This is a genomic window from Rhodopila sp. (assembly GCF_035548095.1).
In the GTDB taxonomy this organism is placed as follows: domain Bacteria; phylum Pseudomonadota; class Alphaproteobacteria; order Acetobacterales; family Acetobacteraceae; genus Rhodopila.
Map to the genome: position 1 here is coordinate 90,962 of NZ_DASZUV010000031.1, position 11,829 is coordinate 102,790.

The following is an 11,829-nucleotide window of genomic DNA, read 5'->3' on the forward strand; positions in this document are numbered from 1 at the left end:
CGGGGGTTAGGATTCCAGAATCGCGCCAACGCGTCCCAACACATCGCTGATCAGACCGCTCGACGCCTTGCCGAGAAAGCGGGCATGGCGGGCCTCAAAATCGACGCTGCGGACATGATCGCACAGCACGGCCCCGGATACACGATGGCCCTCGGGGATCACGGCTTCGAACGGCCAGCCGCGAACTGTCCGGGTGATGGGCGCGATCAGCGCGTAGCGGGTCAGGCTGTTGAATGCATGGGTGCTGAGAACTAGGGCCGGCCGCTCGCCGCCCTGTTCCCTGCCGGTGAAGGGGTTCAGCACGATCCTAATGAAGTCGCCCCTTTCGGGGATGTAGACGTCAGTCACGAACGATTTCGCGTCCGACGTCTGGTCCCCAATCGGTCGGATCGGGGCGATTCTCCGGCCTGCACTGGGCCAGCAGGTCAGCCAGACGGACCCGCGCCTTGCGAATCACGAGGTGGTCGCCCTCGACGAGGATTTCGACCTTGGCACCTTCGTCGAGACCAGCCTGCTCCAGCAGCGGGCGCGGCAGGCGCACGCCGACGCTGTTCCCCCACTTTTGCAGCGTAACGGTCATTTCGCACTCCTGGATCTGAGTGGATATACATAGTATATCCGGCCGGGCGGATCAACCCTCGGCAAGACAACTGTTGACCGAACCGCGGTGGCGGATAGCAAAACGTTGCGCGAATGATGGTTTGACGGAAAGTGAAAATAGAACGTGTGCGTTCCCGAGCTGCGGTTCCCGAGGAACCGATCAAAGAGGCGAAGGGTTACAGACTGGCGGATCCCGCGCACTCAAATAAAAACATCATGCGGAATATGCCGTGCACGTGAAGACCCTTGAAGAGGCTGCGGACCTGATCGAAAAGTACGGGTTCTCAATCTGGATGTCGCAACCCGGGAAGCGCGCGTCGCTGATTTCCCCGTCCAGCCTCAGGATCACACGGTCGTAACAACTGCGAATCCGGTGGTCGTCGCGCTACGCCGCCTCCGCCATCGTCGACCGCTCGCACGCCACCGTCGTGCGGTGCATGTCCCGCACCTCCTTCGGATCGAAGGGGCGCGCCCGGTGCATCGTCGCGCGGTTGTCCCACATCACCAGGTCCCACTGCTTCCACTCATGCGCGTAGACGTATTTCCGCTGCGTCGCATGTTCGGTCAGGTCGCGCAGGAAGGCGCGCGCCTCCGGCACCGGCCAGCCCACGATCGCTCCGGCATGAGAGGCAAGGAACAGCGACTTCCGTCCCGTGCTGGGGTGCCGCCGCACCAGCCGTTGCAGCACCGGCTTGAAGCGGATGCGGTCCTCATCGGTGAAGTCGGAGAAGCCGATCATCGCGCGCGAGTAAAGCTGGCTATGCTCGCAGACCAGGTCCTCGCACTCGGCCTTCGTTTCCTCGTCGAGGTCATCATAGGCCTGGCGCATGTCGGCAAATTCGGTGTTGCCGCCCGCGGAGGGGATCACCCGCGCGGACAGCAGCGAATACTTCGCCGGCACCGCCTTGAAGGAGCTGTCGGAATGCCACAGCCGGTTGCCCAGGCTGAACAACCGGCGCCTGTTGTCACGCGCCATCACCTGGTTGTCGTTGTCCAGGTTGGAGATGTCGTTCACCAGCGGCGATTCGATCCGCCGGGCCTTGCCCCAGTTCAGGTCGCCGCTGGCCTGCTCAAGCTCGCCAAAATTGCGGGAGAAGGCCAGCTGCGTCTCATCGGTGAAGCGCTGGCCGTGGAACACCAGTACGCCGTACTGGTCCATTCCCGCATCGATCGCGGCGGCTTCCTCGCGGCTCAGCGGCCGGGTGATGTCGATGCCCGAGACCTCGCCCGCGAAGAACGGGCGGGAGACGGGGTCGATCGGCTTGATGGACAGCGTCATCCTGTTCTCCTCAATGCAGCTCGGCGAAACCCAGCGCCTGGCCGAAGCGCCGAGCGGGTTCCAGCGGGTCGCCGTATTTGCGGTGCATGGCGGTGTGGTAGGCGGCGGCCAGCAGCAGCTTGTCACGGTCGGGCTGCCGGTTGGTGCCGAAATCCATCAGCATGCACTGGGCGATTTCCTGGTTGTGCGGGTCGTTGCCCAGCTTGGTCGCCGCCAGGGCGATCGTCTGCACCAGCGGCGTCTTGTCCGTGACGTTGTCGCAATAGGCTTGCACCCAGCCGATGCACTCGGCGCCATTCAGCGCGCAGATCGACTGATCGACCCGCTGCAGCAATTGCTGCGCGCTGAGGGCATTGGCGCCGGACGGCACCTGCACCGACACCGGGTGCACCTCGTGCAGCCCCTGCTGGTGATAGGCGACGCGGTTGGCGAACATGGCCGCGACGTACAGCAGCCGCAGCCGGCGCGGATGGTCGAACGTATCGTAGAACCAGGCGAGCGTGTTCTGGTACTCGTAGCAGTGATGCGGCATGTTGAACGCCGTCGGGTCCTGCGTTTCCAGCACCAGCTGGGCCACCGCCAACTGCGTCACGTCGATCAGCCGGCGCGGGTCCTTGCCGGCCTTCAGCAGCCTGGTCAGCACCTCCAGCGTCTCGATCTCGCCCTGGCGCAGGATCGCGGTGATCAGCTCCGCCGCCTCCTCCTGGTTCACCGGCTCCCGGTTGCGCAGGACCGCCAGCTCCGCCTCGCTGACGCCGCCATAGGGGACGGCGTGCAGGGCCTCCCCCTCGATCATCATCTTGATGTAGTTGCAGGCGACTTCGTAGGTCGAATACCAGCGCGGGCCGACCGCGATATCCAGCGCGCCGGCATAGATCACGTTGTGCGCCTTGTCCCAGCCCAGCGCATTGCCCAGCTCGACGGTCGAGCGGGCCCGATAGGCCTTGTGCCCGGTCGTGTAGGAGCGGTTGTGCAGCAGCCGGTCCTGCACGTCCATCAGCCCGGCGAAGCACATTTCGGCCAGCACATCGTTGCGCTCCGCCGGGTTCTGCATCAGGCCGAGGAAATGGCGATAGGCCGGCAGCACCTCGCCGCGGTGCACCAGCGTCATCCACTCATTCAGCCGCTCCTTCAGGGAGCCGGTGAGCTGCGCCGGCTCCTGGTCCGGCCAGTAGACGACGGGGGCCGGCGGCTTCTCATCCAGCGTCATGTTGCCGCGATGGCGGGTATAGTGGCCGGGTGCCTTGTTGATCTTCTGGTTCCAGATATCCAGGCCGGTGGGGATGTACCAGATGGTCTGCGCCATCGGCAGCATCGACAGGTGCGAGGGCACCATGTGGGTCAGGTTGATCGTCGCCCTGGCGGATAGCAGGCAGTGGTCATTGTTGACGAAGTTCGGATATCCGTCGTCGATCCGCTCATGATACGGGACATGGGTATAGGGCGCATGGATGCGCACGCCCTCGGACACGATCTCATTCAGCGGGCGGCCGGCGCGGATCAGGTCGTACAGGACGTCGCTCGCGCCCTTCTGGTCGCGCATCAGGCAGCGATCTTCCAGCCGGTCGTAAAGGCCTTGAGTCGCGCTGTCGCGCACGACCTCGCTCACGTTGGTGTCCATGTGGTCGTCCCTCTGACTCGGTCTTGATTGCGGCGATCCTACGCTTGACATGCTGTCGGGGACAACCATCGTGACCGCACAGGGGGAGGAAACCGCATGACCGTTGCGCCATGGACCGTCACGATCGTCGCCGGGACGGGAGCCGCCGGCTGTTCCGGAGACGGATCGACTCCGCTGGACGCGATGCTGGACAATCCATTCGATCTTGCCTTTCTAAGCGATGGAAGCTTGATTTTTTCCGATACGTTCAATCATCGTATCCGCCGCGTCGATTTTGCCGCGAACACGATCACGACGATCGCCGGCTGCGGTGAGCGCGGGTTCGGCGGCGATTCCGGGCCTGCCATCGCCGCCCGGCTGAATGAGCCGTACGGGGTCGTGGCCGATCGTGCCGGGCGCATCTATTGCGCCGACCGGCTGAACGGGCGGGTGCGTGTGATCGATACCAGCGGCGGGATCGCCACGCTGGCGGGCGACGGGTCCGCCTCCAGTCACGGGGACGGCGGCCCGGCGGCCCAGGCCGGCCTGATCGAGCCGAACGGCCTGGCCCTGTCGCCCGATGGCGGGCGGCTGTTCATCGCCGATGTCGCCGGACACCGCGTGCGGGTCGTCGATCTGGCAACCGGCCTGATCGACACCTTCGCCGGCACCGGGGAAGGCAAGCATGACGGCGATGGCGGGCCGGCCAAGCAGGCCGCGATCTTCGGCGCCCGCGCGGTGGCATTCGCGGCGGACGGCTCGCTCTATGTCATGGAGCGCCAGGGCAGCTGCATCCGCCGTATCCGCGACGGCATCATCGAAACGATCGCCGGTACCGGCGGACGCGGCTATGCCGGCGATGGCGGCCCGGCCAGGGACGCCGTGTTCGACCGGCCGAAGGAGATGGCGGTGGCGCCGGATGGCAGCATTTTCGTTGTCGACACGGAGAACAATGCGATCCGTCGCATCGACGGCAACACCGGCATCGTTACGACGATCGACGGCACGCTCGCACGTCCGCATGGCGCCGCGATCGGGCCCGGCGGCGCCGTCTATGTCGGCGACAGCGAGCATCATCAGATCCGCAAGCTGACGCCGCCCTGACATCGGCGGCCCGGCCGGACGGCTGGCCGGCGGCGCAATAAAGTGATGTCATGCCGGCAAACGAAGGAAACGCCGGCTTGAGCGGACACGTGGACAACCCGCTGCGCGGGATCGGGCTGAACCTGCTTGCGTCGCTCGTCTTCTGCATGGGCGACACCATCGCCAAGCAATTGTCGCAGGAAGTCGCCGTCGTCCAGATCGTCTGGACGCGCTATGTCGTGTTTGCGCTGATGGCGTTGCTGATCACCACGCAGATCAGGGGCGCGTCCTTCTTCGTGCAGCGGCCCGGCCTGCAGATCGCGCGCGGGCTGTGTCTGGTCGGCTCGTCGCTGTTCTTCATCCTGGGCATCCGCGATATCGGCCTGGCCGAGGCGACCACGATCGGTTTCATCGGACCGATCCTGGTGACCATGCTGTCCATCCCGCTGCTGAAGGAACGGGTCGAACCCTGGCGCTGGCTGGCGCTCGCCGCCGGCATGACCGGCGTGCTGATCGTCCTGCGCCCCGGCGCCGGCACGTTTCAGCCGGAGGCGCTGTATCGCGTCGCCTCCGCCGGGTTCTGGGCCGCGGGCGTGATCCTGACCCGGCGGATGACGGCGACGGAACGGGCGGAGACGACGATGTTCTGGTCCGCCATCACCGGGCTGGTGGTGCTGAGTGTGCTGGTGCCCTTCCAGTTCGCGCCGCCGACGTCGCGGCAGCTTTCATTGCAAGTGTGTCAGGGCGTGCTGTCGTCGCTGGGCCAGTGGCTGGTGATCCTGTCGCTGCGGATGGCCCCGGCCTCGACATTGGCGCCGTTTTCCTATGTGTCGCTGCTGTGGATGACGATCGCCGGCTTCGTCGTGTTCAGCGTCTTGCCGGACCAGTGGACCGTGGCGGGTGCCACGATCATCGTCTCCAGCGGGCTGTACGGCGCGCAGCGGGAGCGGCGGCGGATGCGGCTGGCGCATGTGCCGGTGCCGGTGGCCCTGACCGTGGGAGGGCGCCGCCGGGGCCGGTAGGGGACGGGGCTCCGTCGCGCCACAACGCCCGATAAGGGCCGAGTTTGCGCTACAAAACCGGCCGACGATGGCCTATGTTGTTCATCCCATGACCCAGTCCGCTCCCGTTGCCGACCGTGCCGAGACCGAGGCAGAGCGGCGCGCCCGCCTTGCCTGGGAGGCTGAGGGCATCGCCGCGGCCGCGGCTTCCATTGCCGCCGGCCTGTATGTGGATGCGGATGACGTCGATGCGTGGATCGACAGCATCGGCACCGATCACGAACTGCCGCCGCCCCCCACGCGCCGCCGCTGACCATGCCACGTGGCGCGCCGTCTGATCTATGCGCGGGAGGCGCGAGACGACCTTGAGGCCGCGCGTGCCTGGCTGACCCAGCCCGGTTCGGGGCCAGCCGCGAGGCGGAAGCTGGCGGCGATCCGCGCTGACATCCGGCGGCTGCAGCGGCAGCCCTGCCTCTGGCCCGTCGGCGACCATCCGGGCGTCCGTGAGTTGGCAGCTACCGGAGGCTATCGCGTTCTTTACAAAGTCGCGCCGGACACCGGTCGTGATGAGACTGCCGGCGACGTGACAGTGCTGCGAGTGTATGGCCCCGGCCAAAACCGCAGCCGCGTGTGACCTGTCCCCGCCTTGCCGACCGGCTCTGATGCCGACGCTCCGCCTGGAAAGGCGTCTACCCCGCCACAACCTGCCGCATGATCGCCACCGCCTCCGTGATCTGCGCGGCACTCACATCCAGATGCGTGCAGGCGCGGCCGCGATACGCACCTGACACCGACACCGTGACCCCATGTGGCCGCAGCTTCGCCGCGAACGCCGCCGCGGTCAGGCCGGTGCCGGTGGTGTCGAAGAACACCAGGTTGGTCTCCGGCGTCTCCACCGTGATCCCCGGAATCTGCGCCATGCCCCTGGCGAGGGCAGCGGCATTGGCATGGTCCTCGGCCAGGCGGTCGACATTGTGGTCCAGCGCATAGAGACAGGCGGCGGCGTTCATGCCGCCCTGGCGCATCGATCCGCCCAGGCGCTGCTTCCAGCGCCAGGCCTGGCCGATGAAATCCTTCGATCCCGCCAGCACCGCGCCCAGCGGCGCGCCCAGCCCCTTGGTGAAATCCAGCCACACCGTGTCGCAGCCAACGGTGATGTCGCTCGCCGCCGTCTTCAGCGCCACCGCCGCGTTCAGCAGCCGCGCCCCATCCATATGGACCTGCATGCCATGCGCATGGGCCACATCGGCGACCGCCCGCAGCCCTGCCACGCTCCAGCACGCGCCGCCGCCCTTGTTCGCCGTCTGCTCCACCTCCACCAGGGTCTGCGGCGGCGAATAGCGGGACACGGGGCGGATCGCTTCCTCCACCGCCTCGGCCGAAAAGATGCCGCGCGGGCCCTGCAGGCCGCGGATCATCACCCCCGTGATGGCGCCGGGGCCGCCAGCCTCGCTGGACTGGATATGCGCATCCTCATGCGCCAGGATCTCGTCGCCCGGCCGGCAATGCGTGGCGATCGCCACCTGGTTGCACATGGTGCCGGAGGGCAGGAACATCGCCGCCTGCTTCCCCAGCAGCGCCGCCGCCTTGTCGCACAAGGCCCACACGGTGGGATCGGAGCCGCCCTGCTCGTCGCCGACCTCGGCCGACAGCATCGCCTCCTTCATCGCCCGTGACGGCCGTGTCTGCGTGTCAGAATACAGGTTGATGCGGACCGGCACCGAGAAATCGGCACGCTGCGGCTCATGACTGACAAGGCTGGGACTCATGCGGTGGGCTCCTGGCGGCTACCCGGCCTGGGTACCAGAAGGGGCATTGCCTGCAAAGCCGCGCCGTCGGATGCTCCCTCCCCCACCCAGCACGAGGGCTCGGACTTGAAATATTCGAACTTCCTGTTCCCCGACAGCGCCACCCCAGCCGATGACGGCCGCGTCATCGATGAGACGCTGCAGGAGGCTCGGCTTACCGATCAACTCGGCTTCGACACGATCTGGCTGGCGGAACACCATTTCGACGGCATCTGCGCCTATGTCGATCCGGTGAGCTTCGCCGCCGCGCTGGCCACGGCCACGTCCCGGGCACGGATCGGCTTCGCCGTGGCGCAGATGGCCCTGCACCATCCGGTGCGGATGGCGGAGCAAGTGGCGCTGATCGACCAGATCAGCAAGGGCCGCCTGATCGTCGGCCTGGGGCGCGGCACGGCCTATAATATTTACGACTATCAAGGCTTCGGCATCGACCATACGGAAGCACAGGCGCGGTTCGAGGAAGCCGAGGCGATCATGCGCCAGGCCTGGACCGGCGAGCCGATGGACCACAAGGGCCGGTTCTTCACCGTAAAGCTGCCGGCGCTGCGCCCGGCGCCATATACCAAACCGCATCCGTACGTCATCCGGGCGGCGGCGACGGAGCATGGAATGCTGGATATCGCACGGCGCGGCGATCCGTTCATGATGAATGTGCAGAGCAATGCCACCACCGCCCAGCGCATGGCGCTGTACAAGCAGGCCCTGCGCGATCTGGGCATGGATGAGGCGACGGTGGCCGCCAAGGCCGGCGCATGCTGGGTCTGGCGCAACGTCTTCGTCGCCGAGACCGACGCGGAAGCCGAACGGGTCGCGGTGCCGGCCTTCATCACCATGCACGAGCGCCGGGTGGAGATGCGCAACCTTGTGTACAGGGAACAGGGCGCCTCCATCCTGCCGATGCCGCCGGCCGGCGCCGCGCCGCCGCCGCATGCGCAGGTCGAGCACGCGCTGGTCTGCGGCTCGCCAGCGACCGTGGCCGAGAAGCTGGCACCGATCGCCGCCACCGGCGTGGGCGGCCTGATCATGCAGTTCCGACTTGGACCGATGTCCTATGAACAGACCGCCGCCAGCCTGACCCTGTTCCGCGACAAGGTCATCCCGGCCCTGGAAGCCCGACAACAAGCGGCCGCATGACCCATGTCCAAGGACGATGATCCAACCGCGCACTGGCAGCGCAATCTGGCCGTGTGCGTGTTCGGGTCGTTCACCACGATCGTGGCGATGACCCTGCTGCTGCCGTTCCTGCCGCTGTATGTGGAAGAGCTCGGCGTGTCCGACCATGCCGCGATCGTGCAATGGTCCGGCGTCGCCTATGGCGCGACATTCCTCACCGCCGCGATGTTCGCGCCGCTCTGGGGCCGGCTTGCGGATCTGTACGGGCGCAAGCTGATGCTGATCCGGGCGAGCGCCGGCATGGCGGTGGCGATGTCGCTGATCGGCATGGCACACAACGTGTATGAGCTGGTGGCGCTGCGGCTGCTGGCCGGACTGCTGGGCGGGTACTCGTCCGGCTCGACGGTGCTGGTGGCGACGGCGACGCCGAAGGATCGTACCGCCTGGGCGCTGGGCGTGCTGTCGATGGGGGTGATGGCCGGCAGCCTGACCGGGCCACTGATCGGCGGCTTCCTTCCGCCGCTGGTCGGCATCCGCGGCACGTTCCTGGCGGCCGGCGGCGTGATCTTCGTCGCCTTCCTGGCAACCACCTTCCTGATCAAGGAGAAGCCGCAGACGGCCAGGGCCCGCCGAGCGAGGAAGACCGGCGGCTGGGCGGCCATTCCCGACAAGCGGCCGGTGGTGGCGATGCTGGTCACCGGCATGATGCTGATGCTGGCGAACATGTCGATCGAGCCGATCATCACCGTCTATGTCGCCCAGCTGGTGCCGGAGCCCGGCCAGGTCACCATCGTCGCCGGCATCGTGATGTCGGCGGCGGCGCTGGGCAGCATCCTGTCGGCGTCTCGCCTGGGCCGGCTGGCGGACCGGATCGGGCATTGGAACGTGATCATCGGCTGTCTGCTGGCGTCGGCGCTGCTGCTGGTCCCGCAGGCCATGGTCACCGCCGGCTGGCAGCTGGTCGCGCTGCGCTTCCTGATGGGGCTGGCACTGGGCGGGCTGCTGCCCTGCGTCGCCGCGGTGATCCGCCACAGCGTGCCGGAAGGCTCGACGGGCGGGATTCTGGGATACTCGACCTCGGCGCAATATGTCGGCCAGGTCACCGGCCCGCTGGTCGGCGGCTTCATCGGCGGCCATTACGGCATGCGGTCGGTGTTCATCGGCACGGCGGTGCTGATGGCGGCGGCCGGGCTGTACGGCTGGGTATCGAAGCCGCGCGCCGGAGCGGTCGAGCTGGACACGGCGTGACCGCGGACATGCGCGTCCGCGGCTGATACCGAACGGCCAGGCGGCCGCTGACGGTGCCCGGCGCGCCGCCCGGCCCGCCGGTCGCCTCCGGCACCACGAAGCGGCTGGCATGGTCCGTCGTTCGGCCGCGGCCATCGCCGTCCCGCGAATGCGCCGGCGCCCCCTGTCCCGGCGCCCCTGTCCCGGCGCCCCTGCCGCGGCGCGGAAAACGGGCGTCGAAACGGAAAGAAAGGCTGCGCCTCGGCACGGCCTGATGCACGCTTGTCGGTCAGGCGAAGATGCTCGGACTACGCGACCGGCCAGGTGCGAAGCTGATAGGCGCCGTCCCAGAACAGCCACTCATACTGGCAGCTGCGGATGAAGGCCGTCGTCATCCTCCCGCGCACTGTCTCGCTGGCCGATTGCGCTGCCGTGTCGGTCGCGGCGATGACCGCCTTCACCGCCTCCCCGAACCCGGGATCGGCATAGGTATCGATCCAGGCGCGATACGGATTGTCCGGCGCCGCGTCCCGCGCGATGGTCGTCCCGACATCCCAATACAGCCAGAAACAGGGCAGCAGCGCCGCCAGCAGCACCTCCCACGGATCGTGGTAGGCCGTGGCCAGAAGGAAGCTGGTATAGCCCAGGCAGTCCGGCGACGGATCGGTCGGCGCGGACGGATCGATGCCGAACTGCTTGAAATAGGACCCGTGCAGCGCCTGTTCCACCGCCACCGCTTCCAGGGCGGATTCGGCGAACAGGCGCAGGATGGCGCCGTCCGGCCCGCGCGCGCCCGCCAGCGTCAGGATACGGGCGTATTGATCCAGATAGGCGGCGTCCTGGCGGATGTAGAACTGGAACCTGTCGGTGCGCAGCGTGCCCGCCGCCAGGTCCCGGTTGAACGGCAAGCCATGGATCGCCGCGCGCAGCTCCGTGGTCCGCTGCCAAACCCGATCGCAGAAACCGGTCATGGTGCTTTTCTCCAATGGTGCGGGTGCGTGGGTTTGACGTTCAGAAGCGATCGACAGCCGGCCAGCGAATGAAAGCCAAAACCCAAAGGGCGACGAGATTCAGTCCAGGCACGCAGAAGGCAAGGACCCACCAGCGGCTATATCCTGTCCGTCGTATGATTCTGGTGCTTCTGGCGGTCGGAAGCACGGTCGGAACGCCCAAAATCACTGCCGTGACAATAAGCCAGTGCCAGATTGAGAAATGACCCACGTCAGGTTTCCCGATCCAGTCGTTTTGATCTGACTACTTGCCCGCATGAGACGCGGGCGGCGGTCGCGAGCCCCTCTGCGCGGCGACGGATGTTTGGGCGCGGACGAAAGGGCCAAAGCGGTGCCATGGCGAAGCATGCTCGGAAGACGTCGGCAATCCGGCCAGCGCGGCCTGAGCCTCCGTCCGATCGCGCAGCATGCTTTGACCCGAGTTTGATAGGCCCTACAAACTGGAAGGTCCCCTCAAACTCGGGTCAAACTCGTACGCTTATCCGATCAGACCGGATCCCAGGAGAATACCTCGCCAGAGCGGTCCAGCGGCATGAAGGCCGGCTTCATCGCCGGGATGCACTGGTCGGCGATCGTTTCCGGCGTCCAGCCACCGGCGCGGTGCACGATGCGGATCGGGCGCGGCGAGCTGAACAGGATCATCTCATTCATCCGGCAACCGAACACCTGGCCGCTGACGCCCTTGGACGCGTCCGAGGACAGGAACACCGCCATCGGCGCGTTCTTGTCCGGCGTCATCTGCTGGATCTTCGCCACGCGCGCCTGCTGCTCCGGCGTCGTGGCCGGGATCGAGCTGGTCATGCGGCTCCAGGCGAACGGCGCGATGCAGTTCGAACGCACGTTGTAGCGCGCCATGTCCAGCGCGATGGACTTCGACAGCGCGGTCATGCCCAGCTTCGCGGCGGCGTAGTTGGCCTGGCCGAAATTGCCGATCAGGCCGGACGTGCTGCTCATGTGCACGAAGGTGCCGCTCTCCTGCTTGCGGTAGTGCTCCGCCGCGGCGCGGGAGACGAAGAAGCTGCCGTTCAGATGGACGGAGATCACCGACAGCCAGTCATCCTCGGTCATCTTGTGGAAGATGACGTCGCGCAGGATGCCGGCATTGTTC

The 11,829-nt window shown here is 66.8% G+C and carries 13 protein-coding genes; 6 read left to right on the forward strand and 7 right to left on the reverse strand.

Annotated elements, in window-relative coordinates:
- Positions 1-6: 6 nt before the first annotated feature.
- The 4 genes from VHC04_RS22385 to VHC04_RS22400 all read right to left on the reverse strand — a co-directional run bounded on the left by VHC04_RS22385 (position 7) and on the right by VHC04_RS22400 (position 3,500).
- The gene (locus VHC04_RS22385; protein WP_325684963.1) at positions 7-348 is read right to left on the reverse strand and encodes a type II toxin-antitoxin system PemK/MazF family toxin; all 342 of its coding nucleotides are present in this window, start codon (positions 346-348) and stop codon (positions 7-9) included.
- On the reverse strand, positions 341-580 hold the full coding sequence (locus VHC04_RS22390; RefSeq protein ID WP_325684964.1) for an AbrB/MazE/SpoVT family DNA-binding domain-containing protein: 240 nt from the start codon (positions 578-580) through the stop codon (positions 341-343). The genes VHC04_RS22385 and VHC04_RS22390 overlap by 8 nt, the downstream gene beginning before the upstream one ends.
- Positions 581-985: 405 nt before the next feature.
- Entirely contained in the window at positions 986-1,879 is an 894-nt protein-coding gene (locus tag VHC04_RS22395) for a TauD/TfdA dioxygenase family protein (protein WP_325684965.1), read from the reverse strand.
- Between the two features lie 10 nt (positions 1,880-1,889).
- A complete protein-coding gene (locus VHC04_RS22400; protein WP_325684966.1) occupies positions 1,890-3,500 on the reverse strand; it encodes a hypothetical protein in 1,611 nt (536 codons plus the stop codon).
- A gap of 96 nt (positions 3,501-3,596) precedes the next feature.
- Between VHC04_RS22400 and VHC04_RS22405 the strand changes: the two genes are divergently transcribed.
- From VHC04_RS22405 to VHC04_RS22420, 4 genes are all read left to right on the forward strand, one after another.
- Complete coding sequence (locus VHC04_RS22405; protein ID WP_325684967.1) at positions 3,597-4,583, forward strand: hypothetical protein; 987 nt, start codon at positions 3,597-3,599, stop codon at positions 4,581-4,583.
- A gap of 77 nt (positions 4,584-4,660) precedes the next feature.
- The gene (locus VHC04_RS22410; RefSeq protein WP_325684968.1) at positions 4,661-5,584 is read left to right on the forward strand and encodes a DMT family transporter; all 924 of its coding nucleotides are present in this window, start codon (positions 4,661-4,663) and stop codon (positions 5,582-5,584) included.
- 88 nt (positions 5,585-5,672) lie between these two features.
- A complete protein-coding gene (locus tag VHC04_RS22415; protein WP_325684969.1) occupies positions 5,673-5,876 on the forward strand; it encodes a hypothetical protein in 204 nt (67 codons plus the stop codon).
- A gap of 9 nt (positions 5,877-5,885) precedes the next feature.
- A complete protein-coding gene (locus VHC04_RS22420; protein ID WP_325684970.1) occupies positions 5,886-6,197 on the forward strand; it encodes a type II toxin-antitoxin system RelE/ParE family toxin in 312 nt (103 codons plus the stop codon).
- 55 nt (positions 6,198-6,252) lie between these two features.
- On the opposite strand, the gene VHC04_RS22425 is transcribed toward VHC04_RS22420, so the two are convergent.
- Positions 6,253-7,332 (reverse strand): threonine aldolase family protein, encoded by a 1,080-nt coding sequence (locus tag VHC04_RS22425; protein ID WP_325684971.1) that lies wholly within the window; start codon positions 7,330-7,332, stop codon positions 6,253-6,255.
- Between the two features lie 105 nt (positions 7,333-7,437).
- Between VHC04_RS22425 and VHC04_RS22430 the strand changes: the two genes are divergently transcribed.
- A complete protein-coding gene (locus VHC04_RS22430; RefSeq protein ID WP_325684972.1) occupies positions 7,438-8,505 on the forward strand; it encodes an LLM class flavin-dependent oxidoreductase in 1,068 nt (355 codons plus the stop codon).
- A gap of 3 nt (positions 8,506-8,508) precedes the next feature.
- Positions 8,509-9,732 carry an MFS transporter gene (locus tag VHC04_RS22435; RefSeq protein WP_325684973.1) on the forward strand — a complete coding sequence of 408 codons (1,224 nt, stop codon included), beginning with the start codon at positions 8,509-8,511 and terminating at the stop codon, positions 9,730-9,732.
- A 287-nt stretch (positions 9,733-10,019) separates the two neighbouring features.
- Here VHC04_RS22435 and tenA read toward each other — a convergent pair whose 3' ends face one another.
- Entirely contained in the window at positions 10,020-10,682 is a 663-nt protein-coding gene (tenA, locus tag VHC04_RS22440; protein WP_325684974.1) for a thiaminase II, read from the reverse strand.
- A 525-nt stretch (positions 10,683-11,207) separates the two neighbouring features.
- Positions 11,208-11,829, reverse strand: a 622-nt coding sequence (locus VHC04_RS22445; RefSeq protein ID WP_325684975.1) for an SDR family oxidoreductase, incomplete at its 5' end; no start/stop codon positions are given.